Source organism: Kitasatospora sp. NPDC093102, assembly GCF_040683915.1.
In the GTDB taxonomy this organism is placed as follows: Bacteria; Actinomycetota; Actinomycetes; order Streptomycetales; family Streptomycetaceae; genus Kitasatospora.
The window spans coordinates 49,069-71,967 of sequence record NZ_JBFBFA010000029.1 but is presented as its reverse complement, the minus strand read 5'-3'; the positions used below and the strand labels follow the sequence as shown (position 1 = coordinate 71,967).

Below are 22,899 nucleotides of genomic sequence, written 5' to 3'. Positions count from 1 at the left end.
CCTGGGCCGATGCTGAACAGCGCCCGACTGCTCGTCCTCCTGGAGATCGCCCGCCGGGGCACCATCGTGGCCGCGGCGCAGGCCCTGCACCTGAGCCCGTCCGCCATCTCGCACCAGCTCGCCCGCCTGGAGCAGGAGCTGGGTGTCGCGCTGGTGGAACGGGCTCCGCAGTCCCTGCGCCTGACGCCCGCGGGTGTCCGGCTGGCCGAGCACGCCCAGGCGATCGCCGACCTGATGGCCGTCGCGCAGGACGACCTGCGGGCGCACGCCCAGGGCGCGGCCGGCGTGCTGCGGATCGGCTTCTTCGCCTCCGCCGGGCTGGACCTGCTGCCCCGGGCGCTGGCCGCGTTCGCCTCCGGGAACCCGCAGGTGGAGCTGGAGCTCATCATGGGCCAGCCGCACGAACTGGTCCCGGACCTGGAGGCCGGCCGGCTGGACGCGGCCGTGGTCTTCGAGCACCCGCTGGACCCGTGGTGCCGCCAGGCGGCGGTGGACGTGCGGATGTACTTCGAGGAGCCGCAGCTGGTCGTGGTGCCGCTGCGGCACCGGCTCGGGCGGCGCTCGGTGGTGCGGCTGGCCGAGCTGGAGGGCGAGAGCTGGATCGGCACCCACGGCGGCAGCACCGGCGAGCCGGTGCTCGAACGCGCCTGCGCGGCCGAGGGGTTCCGCCCCCGGGTGCGCTGCCGCAGCGACCACTACCAGGTGACCATCAACCTCGCGCGGGCCGGCATGGGCGTCGCGCTGATCCCGGCACTCGGCCTGGCCGACAGCGCCGGGGTGCACGTCTGCCGGCTGGACCACCCCCAGCTGCACCGCCGGATCGGAGTGGCCACCCGGGCCACCAACCGCAATCCGGTGCTCCGGGCCTTCCTCACCGAACTCGGCGCCGCCGCCGGGGAGATCAGGTCCCTGCTCGACATGCAGTGGGCCTGATCCCCCCGGCTCGAAGCCGTCAGGCGGGCCGCTGCGCCCAGGCCGCGAGCGCCCGGCCGACGTCCCTGATGGCGTGCACGGCGGCCCGTTCGGTGCTGGGCCCGAGCGCCACGTCCCAGTGCGCGACGACCGCGTAGGCCACCCGGCGGGCGCCCACGATGACGCCCGCGTCGGCCCGTACCCCGGTGTCCGTACCGGTCTTGTTGGCCACCAGCAGGCGGCCGGGCAGCGGCTCGGGGAAGCCGGGCGCGTACGGGTCGTGGTCGACCAGTGCGGGCACCAGGCCGTGGTCGGTGTTGGCGCGCATCCAGCCGAGCAGCCGGGCCGAGGCCGCCGGGGTGGCCATGGTGCCCTGGACCGCGAGGGCCACCAGGCGGGCCAGGTCGCGGGCGGTACCGGTGGCGAAGAGCGGCGGGACGTCCGGCCCGCGCTCGTCGCGCACCCGGTCGTGCAGGGTGAGCCGTTCCAGGCCGAGGTCGCGCGCCAGCCGTGCGGTGGCCGGCAGGCCGACCAGCCGCAGCAGCGCGTTGGTGGCGGTGTTGTCGCTGACCGCGGCGGTCAGCCAGGCCAGGTCCTCCACCGTCCAGCCGGGGCGGCTGAGCCGGCCGAGCAGGCCGGTGCCGCCGGTGACGTCCTCGGGGAGGATCGCCACCGGCTGCCCGGCCGTCAGTTCTCCGGTGTCCAGCCGTCGGGCGACCTCGGCCAGCAGCAGCAGCTTGGAGGCGCTGGCGACGGGCAGCACGACGGTGTCGTCCACCCCGACCGCGCCGCCGTCGGCACCGGTGTCCGGGCCGGGGGCGTCCACGTCGACGGCGGCCACCGCGAGGGTCAGCGGGAGCGCCGCCGAGCTGCGCGCGGCGGCGGCCACCTGGGCGAGGCTCATCGGACCCGCACCACCTCTCCGGCCCGGATCGCGGTCGGCCGGCCGCCGCGCACCGCGACCCGCCCGGCCACCACGACGGTCTCCACGCCGACCGGCGGCAGCAGCGGCTGCTCGAAGGTCGCGCCGTCCAGGACGGCCGCCGGGTCCAGTACCACGAGGTCCGCGACGGCGCCGTCCCGGACCACGCCGCGCCCGGTCAGCCCGAACCGCGCGGCCGGCAGCCCGGTCATCTTGTGCACCGCGAGCTCCAGCGGCAGCAGCCCGTGCTCGCGCCCGTAGTGGCCGAGCACCCGGGCGAAGCTGCCCGCCCAGCGGGGGTGCGGGCGGCCTGGTTTGGGCACGCCGTCCGAGCCGATCATCGACAGCGGGCTGGCCAGCACCCGGCGGACGTCGTCCTCGCGCATCGAGTGGCTGATGATGGTCACCTCGCCCTGGGCCTCCAGCAGCAGGTCGCAGACGTAGTCCACCGGGTCGGTGCCGCGCTCGGCGGCCAGGTCGGCGATCCGGCGGCCCTCGGCGGCGCGGCGGGCCGGGGCGGCGGCCACCGAGATCAGGTCCCAGCCGCCGTTGCCGACGGTGTTCTCCCAGCCCTCGACGCCGTTCGCGATGTCCGCGCGTATCCGGTCCCGCATCTCCTTGCTGCGCAGCCGCTCCAGCAGGGCGGCCACCCCGCCCTCACTGGTCCACGGCGGCAGCATCGCGTGCAGCACGGTGCTGCCGGCGGTGTACGGGTAGACGTCGCAGAGCACGTCCACGCCCTCGGCACGGGCGCGTTCCAGCCGCGGCAGGGTGCGCAGGGTGGCGCCCCAGGCGTGCCGGCCGGCGGTCTTGTGGTGGGAGACCTGGAGCGGGGCGCCGGAGCGCACCGCGATCTCCAGCGCCTCCTCCAGGGCCTTCTCCACCTGGGACATCTCGTCGCGCAGGTGCGTCACGTACGGCTTGCCGTGCCGCGCGGCGACCGTCGCCAGGGCCACGATCTCCTCGGTGTCCGCGTAGACGCCGGGCGGGTAGATCAGTCCGGTGGAGAGCCCCGCCGCGCCCTGGGTCAGCGCCCGGTCGAGCAGTTCACACATGGCGGCCAGCTCCTCGGGGGTGGGCGGGCGGTCCTCGAAGCCCATCACCCCGGCGCGCAGGGTGCCGTGGCCGACCAGCGAGGTGATGTGGTTGCGCCGCAACTCGGGCCGCTGGCCGGCGGCGAAGGCGTCGAAGTCCTCGGCGGGCAGCACCGGCCCGAGGCCGAAGGAGACCCGCAGGTGCTCGGCCAGTTCCGGCAGCCGCTCGGGCAGCGCGGGGAACAGGCTGATCCCGCAGTTGCCGCTGATCTCGGTGGTGACGCCCTGGAGCAGCGGGGCCAGCCGCAGTTCGTCCAGGGCGTCGCCGTCGGTGTGGGTGCCGCCGCCGAACGGGGCGGCGAGCGCGTCCGAGTGGGTGTGGACGTCGATGAAACCGGGGGTGACGACCCGTCCGGCGACGTCCAGGGTCTCGGCCGCGGCCACGGCGGTGCCCGGCGGCAGTACGGCAACCCGGCCGGCCGCGACGGCGAGGTCGGCCGGGCGGGCGGGCGCCCCGGTGCCGTCCACCAGGGTGGCGCCGCGCAGCAGCAGGTCGACCGGGGTCGTGGTCACGTCTGCTCCCATCAGTCCCATCGCTCCCATCAGAGCACCGTCGAGAGGAAGGCCCGGGTGCGGTCGTGCCGCGGGGCGGTGAACACCTCGGCCGGGCTGCCGGCCTCCACGACGGCGCCCTGGTCCATGAAGACGACCCGGTCGGCGACCTCACGGGCGAAGCCCATCTCGTGGGTGACGACGATCATCGTCATGCCGCTGCGGGCGAGGTCGCGCATCACGCCGAGCACCTCGCCGACCAGCTCTGGGTCGAGCGCGGAGGTCGGCTCGTCGAAGAGCATCATGGTCGGCTCCATGGCCAGGGCCCGGGCGATCGCCACCCGCTGCTGCTGGCCGCCGGAGAGCTGGCCCGGGTAGTGGTCGGCGCGGTCGGCCAGGCCGACCCGGGCGAGCAGTTCGCGGGCCTGGCGCCCGGCCTCCTCGCGCGGGCGGCGCTTGACCGCGATCGGGCCCTCCATCACGTTCTGGAGCGCGGTGCGGTGCGGGAAGAGGTGGAAGCGCTGGAAGACCATGCCGATCCGCTCGCGCTGGTGGCGGATGTCGCGCGGCCGGCGCTCGCGCAGCCTGCTGCCGGAGGCGCCGTGCGGCTCGTAGCCGACCAGCTCGCCGTCCACCTCGATCCGCCCGGCGTCGATCTTCTCCAGGTGGTTGAAGCAGCGCAGCAGCGTGGACTTGCCGGAGCCGGAGGGCCCGATCACGCAGAGCACCTCCCCCGCCCGGACCTCCAGGTCGATGCCGCGCAGCACCTCCAGGTCCCCGAAGCGCTTGCGCACCTTCCGCGCCGACAGGACCACCTCGGTGGCCGGCCCGCCCGGCTTGTCCAGGTCGATCGTCCTCATGCGCCCTCCCCCTTCCTCGTCGTCCGCTTCCGCGCTCCGCCCCGCCCGGGCCTCAGGTTGGCCAGCACCCGGCGGTGCAGCGCCGGCGGGGCGCCGGCCGGGTTGAACCTCCGCTCCACCGCGTGCTGGGCGACGCTCGCGATGGTGGTGAGCACCAGGTACCAGATGGACGCGACGATCAGCAGCGCTATCACCTCGAAGTTGGCGAGGTAGAGGTGCTGCGAGACGGTCATCAGGTCGGCGCCGGCGATGACGGAGACCAGCGAGGTGGTCTTCAGCATCGAGATGAACTGGTTGCCGAACGGCGGGATGATCACCCGCATCGCCTGCGGCAGCACCACCCGGGTGAGGATCTGCCGGTTGGACATGCCCAGTGAGGCACCGGCCTCGCGCTGCCCGGGGTCGACGCTCTGGATGCCGGCCCGGACGATCTCGGACATGTAGGCGCCCTCGTTGATCGACAGGCCGAGCAGTGCCGCCACGAAGCCGGTGATCAGGGTGTTGGACTGCCAGCTGACCAGCTTGGGCCCGTCGAACGGGATGCCGATGCTGATCTCCGGGAAGAGCAGCGCCAGGTTGAACCAGAAGATCAGCTGGACCAGCAGCGGGGTGCCGCGGAAGAACCAGGTGTACGCGCCGGCGGTGGTCCGCAGCACGGGGCTGTCGGACAGCTGCATCACCGCCGCCAGCACGCCGATGACGATGCCCACCACCTGGGAGATCAGGGTGAGTTGGACCGTCACCCAGAGCCCTTCCAGGATCACGCCGTCGAACTGGTACCTGGCGACGATGTCCCAGTGCAGGTTGGGGTTGACGATGACGGTCCAGGCGAGCCAGACGGCGACGAAGGCGGCCGCCAGCACGGCGAACCAGCGCGCCGGGCGGGGCCGGCCGGTCACCTCGAAGGCCAGGTCGTCGTCGGACGCGCCCGCGGCGGGGGGCACATGGCCCGCCGGGGCGGGCATCGGGGGGTCTGCGGGCATCGCGGGGTCTCTCATGTCGGTGCTCATCTCGTCGGTGCCGCTGATCTCACTGCGCCGCGTTGACGGTGGCGCGCTCCACCGCGCTGCCGCCGACCTGGTAGGTGTCCAGCACCTTGCGGTACTCGCCGCTCTCGATCAGCTCCTGGAGCGCCTTCTGCACCGCGTCGCGCAGCCCGGAGTCCTTCTTCGCCACCGCGATGCCCCACGGCGCCGTTCCGTACTGCTCCGGCAGCACCTCGTAGGAGCCGCTGCTCTGCACGAACATCTGCGCCACCGGGTAGTCCACGATCGTGGCCACGGCCCGCTCGCTGTCCAGCTGGAGCAGCCCGGTCGGGGCGTCCTCGCTCTGCGAGATCGCCATCTTGGTGGCGCACTTGGCGTTCTGCTGCTCGCCGATCTCCAGGTTGGAGCTGCCCTTGGCGAGGACCACCTTCTTGCCGCAGAGGTCCTCGATGGACTTGATGCCCTCGGGGTTGCCCTTCTTCGTCATGATCACGCCGCCGGTGCGGAAGTAGTCGACGAAGTCGACGGCCTGGCGGCGCTGCGCGCTGTCCGTCATGGAGGACATCACCAGGTCGTAGCGGCCGGCCTGGAGGCCGGGGATCAGACCGTCGAAGGAGGAGTTGGCGAGCTCCAGCTTCAGGCCGAGCTTCCCCGCGACAGCGGCGGCGAGGTCCGGGTCGACCCCGGTCAGCTCGGTGGTCCCGGTCTTGTACATCTCCATCGGCGGGTAGCCGACGGAGGTGGCCACTCTGAGCACGCCGCTCTGCTTGTTCTTCGCCGGGAGCAGCTCGGCGGCGCTCTTCCCGGAGTTCTGTCCGGCGTGCGCCGCGCCGGCGGCCGGGGAGCCGCCCTGGTCGGAGCGCCCGCAGGCGGTGGCGGCCAGGACGACCAGGGACAGTGCGGCCAGACAGCGCAGGGAACGGGGGCGGTTCATCGGCTACTCCCTCGGGCGGTGACGGTGCGCCGATGCTGGCAGCCGAGTCCGGGTGAACGGAAGATGATGAAGCCATTGCTGCCTCACCAACGATTTTTGTACGGCTGACCGCCCCGTCCCGCGGCCTTCCGGCGGTGCCGGGTCAGCCGGTGAGCCACGGGGCCTCGGGCAGCTTGGCGTCCGCCTGCCGACCGGTGAGGTCGACGGTGGTCGGGGTGCCCAGCCCCGGCATCCGCATCGTCACCCGGCGCAGCCCGCCGTCGCCGTCGACCCAGTAGGTCAGCGGCGAGCGGGCGCCGTCGGGCGCGGAACCCTGGGCGCGCGGACCGGCGAAGCGGTCGTAGCCCCGGCCGTCGATCCGGTCCTGGCCCAGCCAGCGGGCCCCGGACTGGGCGAGCAGCAGCGGGTTGTCGGGGCGGTCCGCGCCGAGCTGGACCAGCAGGTTCAGCCCGGCGTCCAGCGGGTCCGCCGTGTAGGTCCGCGGCGACCAGCCCTGGCGCGGGATGTGCTCGGCCTGCTGCCAGGCCGGGACATCGGTGGCGGTGCCGGCCGGGTCGGGGGCCAGTCCGAGGCCGCCGGTGTCCCAGACGATCAGGCCGTGGTCCAGCGGTCCGCTCGCGCCGGTGGTCCGGTAGCGGCCCACGCCCCGGTGGTTGCGGTAGTCGACGATCCCCTCGACCCGGATGCTCACGCCCCCGCCCTCGTCGGCCGTGAGCGTCACCGCCACCGGGCTCGCCTGGTAGAGGTTCAGGCGGGACAGGGCGAGCCGGCCCGCCTCGTCCGTGGTCACCGGGCGTTCGGCGGCCTCCTCGGAGACCGTCCGGTAGACGGCCAGGCCGCCCGCCGCGGCGCCGCACACCACGATCGCGATCAGGGCCTTGAGCCAGCCGGCCCGGGCCCGGCGGGGCCCGCGGCCCCCGGCCTTCGTCTTGCGGGGCATGCAGCCGCTCCCTTTCCTCGGTCGGACACGACAGTCGGGCGGGTCCGGAGGACCCAACGGTCCCACGAACCCGCCCGATTCGGGCCCGGTGCCGGTCTCCCCGCACCGGGCCCACTCACTGCGAACGCTAGCCGCGCTGGGCGGCCTTGCGCCTACGGACCACCAGCACCATGGCGGCGCCGAGGACGATCAGCGCCGCCGCACTGGTCAGCGCGATCGGCATCCCCTCGCCCGCACCGGTGTGGGGCAGTTGTCCGGGCGCCGGGGGTGCCGGGGCCGGCGGAACCGGAGCCGCCGACGTCGGCGCCGGGGTCGGCGTCTCGGTCGGGGTGGGCGTCGGCGTCGGGGTGGGGATCAGCTTGTTGACGGCCGTCACCTCCACACCAGCGTCGAGGTTCGCCGAGGTCAGCTTCAGCGGACCGAAGACGGTGACCTCCGGCGCCGCGTAGCCGTCCGGCGGGCTCAGCTCCTGCCAGTAGTACGTCCCGGGCACCCCGGTGCCCTGGCAGATGCCGTCGGCGCCGGTCGTGCAGGGCTCACCGACCTTGGTGTCGGGCTTGTCGCCGGTCGGCTGGAGCCCGTCGGTCCCGTTGGTCTCGTGCCACAGCTGGAACTTGGCGCCCGCCAGCGGCTTGCCGTCCTGGTCGTGCTTGACCAGGCGCAGCGCACCCTCCTGAAGGCGGAAACCGAAGTCGTAGGTGTGGTCGTTCTCGCCGGGGCCGCCGGTGGTCAGTGCCCGCTCCGGGAACTTGCCGCCCTTCGGAACGATGCCCTTGGAGTCGATGAAGTGGTTGTCACCGACGTCGTGGTCGGTCGGCACCCACTGGAAGAGGGGGCCGTCCTTGGCGTAGTCGGCGGGGTTGTCCAGCTTGATCGTGTACTTGGTCCTCGGCTTGAGGCCGCCGTCGACGTTGCTGTTGTCGAAGTAGTACTCGCCGCGCTCGGTCGTCTTGGTGGTGCCGACGAGCTTGCCCGCCTCGTCGTACAGGTGCACGGTGGCGCCCGGTACCGGCTTCTGGCCCGGCAGTTGGAGGCCGCTGCGCTCGGGGTCGTACCAGACCCGGTTGCCGATCTGGAGCGGCGCCTGGTCGCAGAGGACCTCCAGGTCGCCCATCGCGGCGCCCTTGCCGAACGGCGGGATGGCGGAGCCCGTGTTGAGCCGCACGCCGCCGTCCGCCTTGCCGTCGCGCTTCTGGAAGGCGCTGCCGTAGCCGTAGGCCCGGCTGTCGCTGTCGTAGCCCGAGACCACGATGGAGTCCTCGACCTTCGAGAACGCCATCCCGGCGTTGGCGGGGTTGTTGTGGCCGATCCGGGCGTTGTCGAAGAACCGCTGGCCCTTGGCCGTGGACCCGCAGCCCAGGTTGGTGTCCAGCACGTACGTGCCGTTCGCCAGGCAGGCCTTGAGGAGGTCACCGCCGGGCAGGACCTTGGTCATCGCCGCGCCCGTCGGGGCGGCCGCCGACTGGTCGCCGAAGCGGTCCCGGAAGGCGAGCAGCATCGAGCCGTCGGTCTCGAAGGCGATCTCGGCCACCGCCGGCTCGGGGTTGGCCAGGTAGTTGTCCCCGCAGGCCTGGCCCTTCTGGGTGGTCGGGAAGGTGTCCTGCCACGGGAACCAGCCTGTGCCGGGGCACGGCCCGCCGACCGTGGTGCCGCGCGGGTAGTCCAGCGGCTGGTTCAGCACCGCCGACTTGAACGCGCCCGTGGACAGGTCGAACGGCAGCACCACGGCCCGCAGGTCCGAGGCCTTGCCGGTGGACTCGCCCGAGCAGACGCCACCGAGGAAGCCGGTGCCGTCCTGGATGCCGAGGCCGTACGGACGCCAGTCCCCCGATGCCGGGCAGCCCGGGTCCGGGATGGCATAGGCGGCCTTGGGCTCGGCCGCCTTCGCCGCGGTGGCGTCGTAGCGGTACAGCTTGCGGTCGTTCAGGTTGACGACGAAGAGGTCCTTGCCGTCGTCGGTGATCTTGATGCCGCCGAGGCTCTCCTTGCCCACCGCGGCCAGGAAGCCGTCGTCGTTGCCCCCGGTGTGCGGGGTGGTACCCGCGTTCGGGACGGTGGCGAACAGCGTGGTCTTCTTCTTGTCCCAATCGGTGACGTAGATCCCGCCGGGGCCGCCGTCACCGTACTTGGTGGTCCGCTTGGCCTGGGCCGAGGAGAACACCCGCCGGTCGGCCTTGTTCCAGGCGATCCCGTAGAGGTTGCCGGTCTGCCCGGCCGTGGCCACGTCGGTCAGGGTGAAGCCGGTGCCGGCCGTTCCGCGGGATTCGTACGGGAAGGACACCAGCGTGTGCTGGGCGTCCCCGTCCGCGGGCGGGTTCTGACAGGTCGACACCAGCGGCGCGTTCTTCTGGCAGTAGTCACCCGGGCTCCACAGCCCCGTGGTGATCTCCACCTTCTTGCCACCGGAGAGGTCGACGAACTCCTCGTTGGAGCTCAGCTTGTTCGGCCCGCCGTCCAGACCCTCGCGGGAGGCGAAGGCCGGGTAGAGCACGCCCGGCTTCGGATTCACCACCTGGACCCGGTACTTGCCGCCGGTCAGCTTGCTCGCGGCCGGCGCCAGCGTCACGGTGCCGTCCGCCGCCGTGGTGCCCTCGATCGAGACCCCGGCGGCGTCGGTGAGCGTCACCTTCACGCCCGCCATGCCCGATTCCAGCCCGGGCGTCCACACACCGTCGGTGTCCACGGCCCGGATCACGTGGACCGCCACCGTGCCGTCCCCGGTCTGAGGGAAGGCCGGTGGGGCCGCTGCCAGGGACCAGGAACCGGCCAGCAAGGCCAGCGTCACCGCGCCGCCCGCGGTGCGAAGGCCCGCGGCACGGCGGCCGGGTGGACCCGTCCGCCCCCCGCCCGGGCCGCGCGCGGCACCGGCGGTACGTTCACTTGTCGTCGTCATCCCTGCTCTCATTGTCCAGTTCGGGTCTTCCGCCCGCCCGCTCTCGTCAGCGAGTTCGCGAGTGGCGGAAAGCCGCCATCGTTAACGGGAGCTTAAAGGGACTTCACACAAGTTCGCCGGGAAACAAGGAACTTTGACCCGGCATCAGGCGTTACGAGGCCGTCACGGTCGCGCCGCCCGCCCCGCCCGCGCGCGACTGACCAGCGAGAATCGGCCGACCACCGCCCGCCACCGTCGGCGATATCCGCCTCACGTCGTTGACCGTCGAACACACTTCCCGCCGGAACCCTCCATACCGGCCCCCGACTCAGCCACCCCACCCACAACTCGGGCAACAACCACGCACCGATTGGCACCGCCGCGGGGCGGGCTGGCACGATGTTCGGATGCGCATTCTGGTCATCGGCGGCACTCGCTTCATCGGTTTCCACTTCACCGAGGCGGCACTGGCCGCCGGCCACGAGGTCACGGTGCTGCACCGGGGCCGGACCGGCCCCGGACTGCTCCCGGACGCCACCCACCTGATCGCCGACCGCGACGCCGACCTGTCCGCGCTGCGCGGCCGAAGTTGGGACGCCACCGTCGACCTGTGCGCCTACTTCCCGCGCCAGGTCCGGGAGTTGGCGGCCGCCCTCGACCCCGGCGCGGCCGGGCGCTACCTGCTGGTCTCCTCGCTCTCGGTGTACGACGTCCCGGCCGCCCCGGGCTACGCCGAGGACTCCCCGCTGCTGCCCGCCGACGGCCCGGAGGCCGAGGAGGTCACCGCCGAGAGCTACGGCGTCCTCAAGGTCCAGTGCGAGCGCGCCGCCCGGCAGGCCTTCGGCCCGGAGACGCTGCTGGTCCGCCCGACGTACGTGATCGGCCCCCGGGACTACACCCACCGCTTCGACTACTGGGTGGAGCGCCTCGCCCGGGGCGGCGAGGTGCTCGCCCCGGGCCGGCCGGACGCACCGGTCCAGGTGGTCGACGCCCGCGACCTCGCCGCCTGGATGGTCGCCCTGCTGGAGCGGGGCGCCTCCGGCGCCTACCACGCAGCCACTCCCCCGCCGTTCGGCATGGGCGACCTGCTCGACGCCATCGCCTCGGCGGTCGCCCCGCCCGGCACCACCCTCACCTGGGTGTCCGAGGAGTTCCTCCACGCCGCCGGCGTCACGCAGCGGGCGCTCCCGCTCTGGCCGGCGATCCCGGAGACCCGCGCCACCAGCACCGCCGATCCGGCGCGCGCCCTCGCCACCGGCCTCGTCCTGCGCCCGGCGGCCGACACCGCCCGCGACATCCAGCCGTTCGAGCGCGTGCCGGACACCCTCGGCCCCGCCCAGGAGGCCGAGCTCCTCGCCGCCTGGCACCGGCGGTAGGGCCACCACTGCGGCCGCTGCCGCGGGGCCGACCGCGGCCCCGCGGCAGCCGGCCCGGCCCCGGCCCGGACATCTCCCGGGCCGGGGCCCCTGCGGAACGGCTGCGCTGCTCCACCGCGCGGCCGTTCAGCCGTTCAGCCGTTCAGCCCGCGATGGGAGGGTTGAGCCGGGCGAAGGCCTCCTGCCGGCGGTACGGGAAGTACGGGTACGGCGAGGTGCGGGCACTGGCCGCGTCCAGCCGGGCCACCTGGTCCCCCGTCAGGGACCAGCCGACCGCGCCCAGGTTCTGGCGCAGCTGCTCCTCGTTGCGGGCGCCGATGATGACCGAGGAGACGGTGGGACGGCGCAGCAGCCAGTTGATCGCGACCTGGGGGACGGTGCGGCCGGTCTCGGCGGCGACCTCGTCCAGCGCGTCGACCACCCGGTACAACAGCTCGTCCTCCACCGGCGGGCCGTAGTCGGCGGTGTCGTGCAGCCGGCTGCCGTCCGGCAGCGGCTGCCCCCGGCGGATCCTCCCGGTGAGCCGGCCCCAGCCGAGCGGGCTCCAGACCAGGGCGCCGACGCCCTCCTCCTGGGCGAGCGGCATCAGCTCCCACTCGTAGTCGCGACCGACGAGCGAGTAATAGACCTGGTGCGCGGCGTACCGGGGGCGGCCGTGCCGGTCGGCGAGGGCGAGGGACTTCATCAGCTGCCAGCCGGAGAAGTTGGAGACGCCGGTGTAGCGGACCTTGCCGGCCCGGACCAGACCCTCCAGGGTGGCGAGCACCTCCTCGATCGGGGTGCCGGCGTCGTAGGCGTGCAGCTGGAAGAGGTCCAGGTAGTCGGTGCCCAGGCGGCGCAGCGCGTCGTCCACGCTCCGGACGAGCCGGGCCCGGGAGGTGCCGGCGTCCTGTGGGCCGTCGCCGGTGGGCAGTCCGGCCTTGGTGGAGATCAGCACCTGGTCACGGCGGCCGCGGGTCGCCTGGCCGAGCACCTCCTCGGAGGCGCCGTCGGAGTAGACGTCGGCGGTGTCGAAGAGGGTGACCCCGGCGTCGATGGCGATGTCGAGCAGCCGGCGGGCCTCCTGGACGTCGGTGGTGCCCCAGGCGCCGAACAGCGGGCCGCGGCCGCCGAAGGTGCCGGTGCCGAGGCTGAGCGCGGGCACCTTGAGACCGGACGCGCCGAGCCGGCGGTACTCCATGTCGGTGGTGACGGTCATGACGAATCTCCCCTCGAAGCCCCTAATGGGACTCCCATTCCGTTAGGATGCCTCGAACCTAGCAGGGTCCACCCATCTAATGGAACAGGAATCCCGTTAATGGCCGTCGAGCCCTCCCAGCCCGAGCAGCCCTCCCCACCCGAGCCCTCCACGCCCGGCACCGTCCGCCCCGGCGGCCGGACCGCCCGGGTCCGCGCCGCCGTCCTGCGCGCCGCCGAGGACGCCCTGGTCGAGCACGGCTTCAGCGGCCTCGACCTCGGCGACATCGCCCAGCGGGCCGAGGTCGGCCGCACCACCGTCTACCGCCGCTGGGGCAGCACCACCGCGCTGGTCGCGGACCTGCTCGCGGACATGGCCGAGCAGTCGCTGCCGCGCACCGACAGCGGCTCCCTCGCGGAGGACCTGCGGGCCAACGCCCGGCTCGTCCGGCGCACCCTGGCCGACCCGCGGCAGGGCGCCCTGTTCCGCGCCGTCATCGTGGCGGCGAACTGCGACCCGGACGCGGCCGAGGCACTGCGGCACTTCTACCGGCGCCGGGTCGAGGAGTGGGCGCCGTGCGTCACGGCGGCCGTCGAACGCGGCGAACTCCCGCCGGAAACCGACGGGTTCGAGGTCGTCCGGGCGGTCTCGGCGCCGCTCTACTATCGGATGCTCACCACCGCGGAGCCGCTGGACGAGGCGGCCGCCGACCGCGCGGCGGAGGCCGCCGAGGCGGCGGCCCGGGCCGGGGCGTACCGGCACCGGGGCGACTGACCGCGCGAGCCGGGGGAAGCGAACGGCTGCACAGCGCACCAGCGTTGTACAGCCGTCGGTCCGGGAGGGACCAGGTGGCCGGGGCCCCCCGCATTCAAGCGCGCCGCACCGACGGCGAGGGCCGCCGGGGCACCCCCCGACGGCCCTTCCGGAGCTGCGGCCTGACGGCTCAGAAGAAGCCGTCGTCCTCGTAGTAGTTGTTGACGACCACCTGCGGGTCGTCGTCGAAGGCCTCGTTCAGCAGCGCACCGCCGACCAGGCCGGCCGCGCCGGCGCCGATCAGCGCACCGGTGCCGAAGCGCCGCCCGCCCTGGGCCTGCTGGCCGGGCACCTGCGGCTGGCCCTGCTGGACCGGCTGCGGGTAGCCGGCCTGCGCCGGGGTGTAGAACGGCGGGACGTTGGTCTGCACCCGCTGGGCGCAGGCCACGCAGGCCTCGATCTGGCGCGGCACGCCCCACTGCGGCGACCACAGCACCGCGGTGGTGCCGGCGCCGTGCGAGGGGTCGAAGAAACACGTCACGGGGGAACTCCCTGCTGCTGGCTGGGTCATCGGAACGGCGGGTGCGGAGGCGGGCAGCACGGCCGGGGCCGCGAGCGGCGCGGGCGGGGCGACGGGCGGCTTCACCGGAGCGGGCGGGGCGGCGGCGGGCGCCGGCTGCAGGACGTCCACCCCGAAGTCGGTGGCGATGCCCGCGAGCCCCGCGGCGTACCCCTGCCCGACCGCCCGGAACTTCCAGTCCGCGCCGTGCCGGTACAGCTCGCCGAACACCATCGCCGTCTCGCTGCCGGCCTCCGGCGCCACGTCGTACCGGGCCACCTCGGCGCCGCCGTCCTGATCGACGACCCGGATGTAGGCGCCGCGGACCTGCCCGAAGGTCTGCCGCCGCTGCGCCGCGTCGTAGATCGCCACCGCGAAGACGATCTTCTCCACCCCGGCGGAGACGTCCGCGAGCCGGACCTCGATCTGCTCGCGGTCGGCGCCGCCGCCGGACCCGCCCTGGTGCCGGACCGAGCCGTCCGGGCTCTGCAGGTTGTTGAAGAAGACGAAGTGCTGGTCCGAAGCGACCTTTCCGTCCGCACCGCAGAGCAGCGCGCTCGCGTCCAGGTCGTACCCGGCCCCGGCCGTCCAGCCGAGGCCCACCCGGACCACCCGGAGCCCGGGGGCCTGCTTGCCCAGGGAGACGTTGCCGCCCTTCGTCAGGGCCACGCTCATGGAACTTCCTCCACCACCGTACGAGTACCGCTGTTCGACCACGACAACGCTGTAGAACTCGCGTCGGTTCCCGGTCGAACCGTCAGCTTTCCGCCAAGGCCGAAACACGCCCCGCCAGCGGCGGAACACCACCCGCGGGCTGCGGAGCCGGCACCGGGGCACCCCCTATCCGGCGGCACGCTCAGCCACCGGCCCGGCCCACGGGCACCGCACCGGCACCCTGGCGGGCCGTCAGGTCCGGACCTATTGTCAGCCCACATGACATGTCTACGTCGTGCCGCCGGACTGGCCGCCGCTCTCACCGGAACGCTCGCCGCCCTGCTGGCCCCGGCCGCAGCCGCCCAGGCCGCCCAGGCCGGCTGCCGCACCTCCGCCACGGTGCCGCTGGACGCCGAGCAGGCCCGCCTCCAGGACGCGCGCCTGGCCGCCTTCACCGAGCGCTCCGGCCTGGGCGAGCTGCTCGGCGGCTTCCCCTCCGCCCTGTGCGCCGCCGGCAACGCCCGGCAGGCCGAACGGGTGGTGGACACCTGGGGACGGACGCTCTGGCAGGCCGGCCTGGACCGCGCCCAGGGCCGGCGGCCGAGCGGCGAACTGCCCGCCCGGGACGACCGCCCGCTGTACTGGACCAGGCTCGCCATGACCGTCCAGCTCGCCCGGTGGCAGCCCCGGTTCGAGGTCGACCACGCCGCGCTGCGGGCCCGTTTCGAGGACGCCTCGCGCGGTCTGGACGACGGCTTCGAGTCCGCCCCCGGCGTCCGGCGTATCTTCGTCAGCGGCTTCGACCCGTTCGGCCTGGACGCCGAGCCGCGCCGCGCCAACCCCTCCGGCTCGGCCGTCCTGCAGCTGCACGGGCAGCGGATCACCCTGGCCGACGGCAGCACCGCCGAGGTGCGGGCGGTCGTGCTGCCGGTGCGCTACGGGGACTTCGACGAGGGCATCGCGGAGCGCGCCTTCGCCCCGCACCTGCGGCCCGGCCGGCAGTCCGCCGACCTGATCACCAGCATCAGCCAGGGCTACCCGGGCAAGTTCACCCTGGAGGAGTGGGCCGGGCGCGCCCGCTCCGCCGACCCGGCCACCGACAACGTGGCCGCGCTCTCCGGCGGCACCTCCCAGCACCCGGTGGACGCCCCGGGGCTGGCCCCCGGGCCGCAGTTCGTCCGCACCACCCTGCCGACCGACGCCATGCGGGCCGTCCAGCAGCCCTTCCCGGTGCTGCTCAACACCTTCGTCACCGAGATCCCGGCGGGCGCCACCGCCCCGGTCTTCCGGCCGGACGGACCCACCCCCGGCTCCCGCGCGGTCGCCGGGGGCGGCGGCGGGTACCTCTCCAACGAGGTCGCCTACCGCTCCAACCGGCTGCGCGCGCTCCTCGCCCCGGGCCTGCCCGGCGGCCATCTGCACACCCCGGTCCTGACCGGCCTGCCGGCCGACCCGAACCTGCTCACCGCGCCGGAGTTCGAGCAGAACGAGGCCGCGATCGGCGACGAGGTGCGGGCGATCCTGAGCACCGCCCGGCTCTGACGGACCGTCCGGGGCGGGCGGAGGGACACCGGCCCGTCCCGGGCGCCGTTCAGACCGGGTCGGCGTAGCGGGTGCCCGCCGCGCGGGCGCGCGACTCGGCGATCTCGGCGTGGGCGGCGTCGCGGCCCACCCAGTGCGAGCCCTCGACGGACTTGCCGCGCTCCAGGTCCTTGTACACCAGGAAGAAGTGGGTGATCTCCAGCAGGTCGAACTCGCGCAGGTCGTCGATGTCCCGCAGGCCCGCGTAGCGCGGGTCGTGAGCCGGCACGCAGAGCACCTTCTGGTCCGGGCCGCGCTCGTCGCGCATCACCCACATGGCCACCGCCCGGCAGGTCAGCACACAGCCGGGGACGGCCGGCTCGCCGCCGAGCACCAGGGCGTCCAGCGGCTCCCCGTCGCCGCCGAGGGTGCCCTCGACGTAGCCGTAGTCGGCGGGATAGCGGGTGGCCGTGAAGAGGGTGCGGTCCAGGCGGATCCGGCCCGCCGCGAAGTCCATCACGTACTTGTTCCGCGACCCCTGCGGGATCTCGATCATGACCTCGAACTCCACCGCGGCCTCCTCCTCGGCTCCTGGCGGAATTGTCCGCCGTCCGGACGGCGGCCGAAAGCACCCCGGCCGGTCGGGCGCCCGCACCACCCGCGCCTTGGACCCTCGACCTGCACCCGTCCCAGGTCTCGATTGGGCTGCGAACTGACGGCGCGACAGTCCTTCGTCCACGATTCCCCTACGGTGACGGCTGCAACAACCGTCACCATGCAAGAGGGGGCACGCCCATGTCCCGGAGCCGGAAGCTCCACCGCCTCAGCAACCCCGACGCCGACGAACGCCGCGCCCAGCGCGCGCTCTTCCGTCACCTCCGCGACGACACCAACGCCAATCGCGGCCGGATGGCCAAGCGCGTCCGTGAGCTCCAGCTCCTGCTGGCGATGGACCCGATCGAGTTCGAGGGACTGATCGCCCGGCTGATGGAGGCGATGGGCATGAAGGTCGAGCTCACCGCCCGGTCGCGGGACGGCGGGGTGGACGTCCGCGGCATCGACCCCGACCCGTTCCGCGGCGGCAACGTCATCGTGCAGGTGAAGCGGTACCGGGACACGGTGACGCCCACGGCGGTGCGGGACCTGTACGGGACGCTGCGGCACGACCAGGCCGCGACCAAGGCCGTCCTGGTCACCACCAGCAGGTTCGGCCCCAGCTCGCACCAGTTCGTCGCGGGCAAGCCGATCAGCCTGATCAACGGCGCCGAGCTGGTCGGGCTGCTCAAGCACCACGGTTTCCACGAGGTCTTCGAGGCCGCCCAGGACGAGGCCTCCGCCGAGGCCGGCGCCCTGGACGGACTGCCCGCGATCGAGGTGGCCGCCGAGCCCTCCCGCCTGCTCCTGCACTGGACCGGGGAGGAGGAGTACGACATCGCCGCCCTGGTCTGCACGGGGAACGTGGCGCTCTCCGACGACCACCTGGTGTTCTACAACAACGCCTCGACGCCCGACGGTTCGGTGCGGCTGGTGACCGGCTACGGCGACGCGAACGCCTGCCTGATGGTCGACTTCGACGCGCTGCCCGCCGAAGTCGACCGGCTGGTCGTCATCGCCGCCGCCGACACCGAGAACCACCCCGGGGCCACCATGGGCGGGTTCGCCGGGCCGGCGCTGATCCTGGAGGCCGGCTCCGGGCAGGACGCGGCCGTGGTGCACCTGGCGGACGGCGCGGAGACCAACACCGCGATGCGGCTCGGCCGGTTCGACCGCGAGCCCTCCGGGGACTGGGAGTTCACCCCCGCGCTCGCCGGGTACCCGGGCGGGCTGCGCCAGGCCGTGATCGCGTACGGGCTGGAGGTCGTGGACGCGTGACGGGGGCGGGGCGCCCGGCCGAAGCCGGGCGCCCCGTGCGGCGTACCTCAGCGCACGACCGGCAGTTCCAGCGCCGATCCCCGGTCGCCGCCCCAGCCGATCCGGTAGCTCGCCCGCCCGTCGGCCGGGAGCAGCTGGAAGGAGTCGGGGTTGGCGGCGGCGACGGTGAGCCTGATCCGCTCGCCGGAGCGGAACAGTACCGAGACGGGCTGGAGGTCGATGGTGACGCGTTGGGCGCGGCCCTGCGGGAAGTCCTCGGCGTCCTCGGCGGCGTAGCTGCGCGGCGTGCGCAGCCGGCGCCAGTCCGGGTTGTCCTCGCGGTCGGCCACCGCCCGGTCGGCCAGGGCCAGTTGGCCCTCGGTCAGGTAGGTGACCCGGCCGTCCGGCGCGACGTCCTCCAGGTAGACGTGCAGGGCGCCGCGGGCCGAGCCGGCCAGTCCGGTGACGTCGAGGGTGACCTTGCCGTTGCCGGTGACCCGGGTGTCGGCGGTCAGCGGCGCGGTGGTGTAGCTGAGCAGCTTGGCGTCGACGGCGGCGCGGTCGGGGTAACTGACCTCGTCACCGCTGAGGTTGGTGTTCCAGCGGTCCAGCGGGCCGGTGCCCGCGGTCGGGTCGAGGTGCAGCGGGTCGGAGCCGGTGCGGCGGTCGTCCGGTCGGCTGCCGAGCGTGCCGCCCTCGCCGAGGTGGAACCGCTGGGTGCGGGTGCCCGGTACCGGCCAGCGGGTGGTGGTGCGCCAGACGCCCTCGTTGAAGGTGTAGTAGTGCACCTGCCGCCGGCCGTCGGGGCGGGCGTCGCCCCGGACGTAGCGGTCGAAGAAGTCGAGCACGCGCCGGTCGTTCTCGTCGTGTTCCTGCGCGGTGAGCGGGCGGGCGGGCCGGAACGGGTCGGCGCGCCAGCCGGCGCCGTGGTTCCAGGGCCCGATCCAGGCGTCCTGGGTGTTGGACAGGCCGGTGAACTGGGAGAGCGCCCCGTTGGCGGTGCCCGCGTCGAGCCAGCCGGCCCGGGTCAGGACGGGCACCCGGCCGGCTTCGACGGCGTCGGTCTTCTCGCCGACGCTGCCGACCGTCCAGCTCTTCGGGCCGTCCCGGTAGTCGCGGTAGGCACCGGCGTTCGCCATCTCGACCAGGTTGGCGTTGTTCGCGTGCTCGGCGCGCGCGGCGGCGAGCAGGGCCTGGCCGTCGGAGCCGTCGACCGGCCGGGGCTGGAGGCCGGTGAGGCCGACGTGCGCGCAGAGCTGCCGGGCCTGCTCGTCCGTCTCGCACGTGGTGCCGCCGGCCTGGTCGAGGATGCGCAGCAGCAGCGCGTACGGGGCGACCCGGGGTTCGATGAGCACGCCGCCGGGGCGCACCAGGTCCTCGTAGGGGTCGAAGTCGTAGGAGATCGGGGCCGCGGCGGTGATGTGGTGGTTGCGGAGGGCGGTGGCGAGCATCGCGGTGTCGCCGCCGTAGGAGATGCCGGTGGTGCCGACCCGGCCGTTGGACCAGGGCTGGGCGGCGATCCAGTCGCTGAGCGGGCCGCTGTCGGCGATCGCGTCGGCGCCGAGTTCGGAGCCGAGGGTGCCGAAGGAGGCGCCGGTGCCGCGCAGGTCGGCGACCACGAAGGCGTAGCCGCGGGCGGTCCACTGCTCGGCCTCGCCGCTGGTGCCGCCGGATTCGCCGGTCCGGACCCTGGCCCGCCAGTAGCGCTGGGTGACCAGGACGGTGGGCAGTCCGGCGCCGGCCCGGGTGCCCTCGGGCAGGTAGACGTCGACGGCGAGGCGGACCCCGTCCGGCATGGTGACGTAGCGCGAGCGCAGATGCGGCTCGGCAGGCCCGGCGGGCCCGGCGGCGGCTGCCGGGACGGCCGAGAGCCCGAGCACGGCCGCGACCGCGACCAGCGCCGCCAGCGGGCGGCGCAGCAGCCCCCGCCTCATCGGACGGTCCCCTTCCAGGGGCCTTCTTCCGGCCGCGCCTCGCGGTCCGTCCCCGGCCAGGGCGGCATGGTGACGGCGGTGATCCGCAGCGGCCCGTCGGAGTCCGCGTCCGTCCGGAACTGGAACGCGGTGCCCAGCGGTATCGACACCGCCGTGCCGGGCGTGAGCCGTACGGTCTCCTCGTGCCCGCCCTGGCGGCGCCACAGCTCTCCGCTGCCCGCGGTGACCTGCCACAACTCCTGCACGGTGGCGTGCGACACCGCGTGGGTCACCTGCCCGGGGGCGAGCACGAAGACCGCGAGGCTCCCGGCGCCCTCCAGGACCAGCAGCGGGCGCACCTCGGCCCCGTCCGGGGCGGTGACCACCGGCGCGTCCTCCGTGTCCGCGCTGCGGAAGGGCTGTTGACCTGCCTGATTGCTCATGCGACGACCTGGCCTCTCTCGTACGAGCGAGTAGCGTGGTCTCGTCCCCCACCGCCGATGGGATCACGGGCGCCCGGCCGTCCGCCAGAGCGGGCTACCCTGAGACGACCCCGATCCGGCCCTGGTCCTCCCCGGGCCCCTGGCCGTGTCCGGTGGTCCGGCCGTCCCCGAAGTCGCGCACCGCCTCGGTGACGATCGCCTCCAGCCGGGCGTGGTGGGCGCCGCGCCAGTAGGCCTGGCCGCAGTCGGTGCACTGGGCGAAGGCGTCGTAGGAGCGCTCGGTGCCGTCCCGCAGCTGCTCGCGCACCGAGGTCTTGGTGGCCGGCCGCAGCGTGCCGTTGCAGGCGGTGCAGCGGCTCCAGGGGGCGAGCGACGGCGCGAACCGGGAGAGCACGTCGCGCAGTTGCTCGGCGGGGCGGTGGCTGTAGACGTAGGCGCCGGCCCACAGTTCGCGGCGGCGCAGCAGGCCGCGGTCGCGGGAGAGCATGATCCGCTCCTCGGCGGCCGAGCGGGCGGCCAGCGCGGCGTCGCCGATGTCGGGGTTCTCGTACGCGGCGTCCACGCCGAGCAGGCGCAGCCGGCGGGCGAGGGTGCCGAGGTGGACGTCCAGCAGGAAGCGCGGCGGGACGGGCGAGGGCTGCGGCCTGGTCACGGCCCGGACGGCGATCTCCTCGCCGTCGGCCGGAACGTGGGCCTCGGGCACCGCCCGGCCGTCCACCAGCAGGCCGCCGACCTCGGTGAGCGGGACACCCAGGGACTCGACGACGTGGCCGAGGGTGGAGGTGCCGTCGGTGCGCAGCGCGGTGCGGCCGGCCCGCCGGGGCGCGGAGACGAAGAGGTGCAGTTCGGGGGCGAAGTCGAGCCAGATCTGGGGTCGGTCCACGTGGCCAGCATGCCAGCGGGCGGCGGGCCGGGGCCACCGGGTTTCCGGCCCGCCGTCGCGGCGTTCGAGGTCGGGCCCCGACGCGGTGCCGGTCGTCAGGGCGTCCCCGGCACGGTGCCCGGCACCACCGGCGACGGCGGTGACATCTCGTGACCGCGGTCCCGCGCCGCCCAGTGGGCGACCGGACCCATCGCGCACCCGGCCGCGAGGAACAGCCCGCCCAGGACCAGCCAGCCGACCAGGCCCCCGTCCAGCAGCAGCGCGGTGAGCAGCAGTGGCCCGAGGGTGCGGGCGACGGCGACGCCGGTGCCGAAGAAGCCCTGGTACTGGCCGATCCGCCCGGGCGGGGCGAGGTCGAAGGCGATCTGCCAGCTGCCGGCCGACTGCCGCATCTCTCCGGCCACCTGGAGGACGGACGCGGCGACCAGCAGCGCGGCGACCGCCCAGACCGGCACGTCCAGCGCGGACAGCCCGAAGACGGCGCAGGAGCCGAGCAGCAGCAGGCCGGCGGAGCGGACCGCCCGGGCGGCCGGGTCCAAACCGGTGACGCCGCGCGCCGCCCGGACCTGGAAGGCCAGCACCGCGAGGGTGTTGAGCACGAACAGCGCCGAGCCGAGCCAGCCGATCCCGGGGGCGCGCTCGGCGATCCAGAGCGGGATGATCAGGCTGAGCAGCGGCATCCGCAGCAGCAGCACGGCGTTGACCACGGTGACGGCCGCGTACCGGCGGTCGCGCAGCACGGCCAGCCGCGGCCCGGCGTCCGACGGCCCTGCCGCGGGCGGGGCTTCGGGCAGCCGCCGCAGGACCAGCGCGCCGATCAGGAACCCGCACGCGGTGACGGCGAAGGCGGCCAGGTACGCGGCGCGGGTGCCGACGCCGAGCGCGATGCCGCCGATCGCCGCGCCGACGGCCAGTCCGCCGTTGAGGGTCGACTGGACGTGGGCGAGCAGCGCGGTCCGCTGGGCGGGCGGCACCAGGGCGGCGACCAGCGCCTGCCGGGCGGCGGTCAGACCGGACTGCGCGGTGGCGTAGAGGCAGACCCCGAGCAGGAACAGCGGGTAGGAGCGGATCACCAGGAAGGCGGCGACCACGGCCGCCGTGCCGAGCGCGAGCGCCACCGAGGTGCGGCGCGGGCCGCGCCGGTCGGCGAGGTGGCCCAGCGGGACGCCGGCGACGGAGCCGAGCGCCCAGGCGAGGGTGAGGCCGAGCCCGAGGGCGGTCGGCGACATCCCGACCACCCGGGTGAAGTAGAGCGCGGAGCAGGTGTAGTACGCACCGTCGCCCACGGCGGCGGCCAACTGGGCTGCGGCCAGGGTCCGCTGGGGCCCGGCGGGCGGCAGGGCGTCCCAACGGGCGGCTCGGTCGGTCGGCATGCCCCTCCTTCACTCGTTCGCGGGTGTCGCCCGCCGGACGTGCCGGGCGGTCACCCGCACGTGTCCACGGCGGGTGGACGACTCACGGTCCGTCACCCTTGTCCGTGGCCCCGGACGGGCGGCGCGCGGAGTCGGTCTCCGCAACCGCCGGTTCCGGTGCGCCCCCAACCCTAGGGAAGGACCGGCCCAGTGGACCGGTCCAGTGATCAAGGAATTCCCTGGGCCAATTCCTTCCGCCGCCGCACCGCCGACCGAGCCCTGAACCCGCGTGCGAGGTGCGCCAGTTGGCGCCCCTGGGCCCTTCGAGACGGTCTCGCCCGGGCCTCGCCCGCACCTCCGAAGCGCCGTCCGTACCCGCTCCGAATCCGCTCCCGCCGACCGTCA

Annotated in this window: 18 protein-coding genes and 1 pseudogene; 5 read left to right on the top strand and 14 right to left on the bottom strand. The window is 74.2% G+C overall.

Annotation, left to right across the window (positions count from 1 at the left end; translation table 11 throughout):
- The first annotated feature begins 9 nt into the window (after positions 1 to 9).
- Positions 10 to 933 (top strand): LysR substrate-binding domain-containing protein, encoded by a 924-nt coding sequence (locus AB0O11_RS28010; protein ID WP_363392292.1) that lies wholly within the window; start codon positions 10 to 12, stop codon positions 931 to 933.
- Between the two features lie 19 nt (positions 934 to 952).
- Here the strand turns inward: AB0O11_RS28010 and AB0O11_RS28005 are convergent, their stop codons facing one another.
- The 7 genes from AB0O11_RS28005 to AB0O11_RS27975 form a co-directional block, all read right to left on the bottom strand.
- Entirely contained in the window at positions 953 to 1,816 is an 864-nt protein-coding gene (locus AB0O11_RS28005; RefSeq protein ID WP_363392290.1) for a serine hydrolase, read from the bottom strand.
- Entirely contained in the window at positions 1,813 to 3,441 is a 1,629-nt protein-coding gene (locus tag AB0O11_RS28000) for a D-aminoacylase (RefSeq protein WP_363392288.1), read from the bottom strand. Before AB0O11_RS28000 ends, AB0O11_RS28005 begins: the two co-directional genes overlap by 4 nt.
- A 29-nt stretch (positions 3,442 to 3,470) precedes the next feature.
- Positions 3,471 to 4,280, bottom strand: coding sequence for an amino acid ABC transporter ATP-binding protein (locus AB0O11_RS27995; RefSeq protein WP_363392287.1), 810 nt, complete (start codon positions 4,278 to 4,280; stop codon positions 3,471 to 3,473).
- Positions 4,277 to 5,263: an amino acid ABC transporter permease gene (locus AB0O11_RS27990; protein WP_363392285.1), complete on the bottom strand. Its 987-nt coding sequence runs from the start codon at positions 5,261 to 5,263 to the stop codon at positions 4,277 to 4,279. Before AB0O11_RS27990 ends, AB0O11_RS27995 begins: the two co-directional genes overlap by 4 nt.
- Positions 5,264 to 5,309: 46 nt before the next feature.
- Complete coding sequence (locus AB0O11_RS27985) at positions 5,310 to 6,200, bottom strand: ABC transporter substrate-binding protein (RefSeq protein ID WP_363392283.1); 891 nt, start codon at positions 6,198 to 6,200, stop codon at positions 5,310 to 5,312.
- Between the two features lie 142 nt (positions 6,201 to 6,342).
- Positions 6,343 to 7,140: a hypothetical protein gene (locus AB0O11_RS27980; protein WP_363392281.1), complete on the bottom strand. Its 798-nt coding sequence runs from the start codon at positions 7,138 to 7,140 to the stop codon at positions 6,343 to 6,345.
- Positions 7,141 to 7,267: 127 nt separating this feature from the next.
- Complete coding sequence (locus tag AB0O11_RS27975; protein WP_363392279.1) at positions 7,268 to 9,847, bottom strand: SdrD B-like domain-containing protein; 2,580 nt, start codon at positions 9,845 to 9,847, stop codon at positions 7,268 to 7,270.
- A gap of 572 nt (positions 9,848 to 10,419) precedes the next feature.
- On the opposite strand from AB0O11_RS27975, the gene AB0O11_RS27970 reads away from it, so the two are divergent.
- Entirely contained in the window at positions 10,420 to 11,388 is a 969-nt protein-coding gene (locus tag AB0O11_RS27970) for an NAD-dependent epimerase/dehydratase family protein (RefSeq protein ID WP_363392278.1), read from the top strand.
- Positions 11,389 to 11,530: 142 nt separating this feature from the next.
- On the opposite strand, the gene AB0O11_RS27965 is transcribed toward AB0O11_RS27970, so the two are convergent.
- Positions 11,531 to 12,568, bottom strand: a complete 1,038-nt coding sequence (locus AB0O11_RS27965; protein ID WP_363392328.1) for an aldo/keto reductase — start codon at positions 12,566 to 12,568, stop codon at positions 11,531 to 11,533.
- A gap of 117 nt (positions 12,569 to 12,685) precedes the next feature.
- Between AB0O11_RS27965 and AB0O11_RS27960 the strand changes: the two genes are divergently transcribed.
- Positions 12,686 to 13,339 carry a TetR/AcrR family transcriptional regulator gene (locus tag AB0O11_RS27960; protein ID WP_363392276.1) on the top strand — a complete coding sequence of 218 codons (654 nt, stop codon included), beginning with the start codon at positions 12,686 to 12,688 and terminating at the stop codon, positions 13,337 to 13,339.
- Between the two features lie 661 nt (positions 13,340 to 14,000).
- Here AB0O11_RS27960 and AB0O11_RS27955 read toward each other — a convergent pair.
- Positions 14,001 to 14,552, bottom strand: a pseudogene (locus tag AB0O11_RS27955) (TerD family protein); the annotation flags it as partial.
- A 258-nt stretch (positions 14,553 to 14,810) separates the two neighbouring features.
- Between AB0O11_RS27955 and AB0O11_RS27950 the strand changes: the two are divergent.
- Positions 14,811 to 16,073, top strand: a complete 1,263-nt coding sequence (locus AB0O11_RS27950; RefSeq protein WP_363392274.1) for a pyroglutamyl peptidase — start codon at positions 14,811 to 14,813, stop codon at positions 16,071 to 16,073.
- A 49-nt stretch (positions 16,074 to 16,122) separates the two neighbouring features.
- On the opposite strand, the gene AB0O11_RS27945 is transcribed toward AB0O11_RS27950, so the two are convergent.
- Complete coding sequence (locus AB0O11_RS27945; protein WP_363392272.1) at positions 16,123 to 16,623, bottom strand: inorganic diphosphatase; 501 nt, start codon at positions 16,621 to 16,623, stop codon at positions 16,123 to 16,125.
- A gap of 224 nt (positions 16,624 to 16,847) precedes the next feature.
- On the opposite strand from AB0O11_RS27945, the gene AB0O11_RS27940 reads away from it, so the two are divergent.
- A complete protein-coding gene (locus AB0O11_RS27940; protein WP_363392270.1) occupies positions 16,848 to 17,924 on the top strand; it encodes a restriction endonuclease in 1,077 nt (358 codons plus the stop codon).
- A 47-nt stretch (positions 17,925 to 17,971) separates the two neighbouring features.
- Here the strand turns inward: AB0O11_RS27940 and AB0O11_RS27935 are convergent, their stop codons facing one another.
- From AB0O11_RS27935 to AB0O11_RS27920, 4 genes are all read right to left on the bottom strand, one after another.
- Positions 17,972 to 19,837 carry a CocE/NonD family hydrolase gene (locus AB0O11_RS27935; RefSeq protein ID WP_363392268.1) on the bottom strand — a complete coding sequence of 622 codons (1,866 nt, stop codon included), beginning with the start codon at positions 19,835 to 19,837 and terminating at the stop codon, positions 17,972 to 17,974.
- Positions 19,834 to 20,259, bottom strand: coding sequence for a cupin domain-containing protein (locus AB0O11_RS27930; RefSeq protein ID WP_363392266.1), 426 nt, complete (start codon positions 20,257 to 20,259; stop codon positions 19,834 to 19,836). Before AB0O11_RS27930 ends, AB0O11_RS27935 begins: the two co-directional genes overlap by 4 nt.
- A 94-nt stretch (positions 20,260 to 20,353) precedes the next feature.
- Positions 20,354 to 21,142 (bottom strand): Mut7-C RNAse domain-containing protein, encoded by a 789-nt coding sequence (locus AB0O11_RS27925; RefSeq protein WP_363392264.1) that lies wholly within the window; start codon positions 21,140 to 21,142, stop codon positions 20,354 to 20,356.
- A 95-nt stretch (positions 21,143 to 21,237) separates the two neighbouring features.
- Positions 21,238 to 22,515: an MFS transporter gene (locus AB0O11_RS27920; protein ID WP_363392262.1), complete on the bottom strand. Its 1,278-nt coding sequence runs from the start codon at positions 22,513 to 22,515 to the stop codon at positions 21,238 to 21,240.
- Between the last annotated feature and the right edge of the window lie 384 nt (positions 22,516 to 22,899).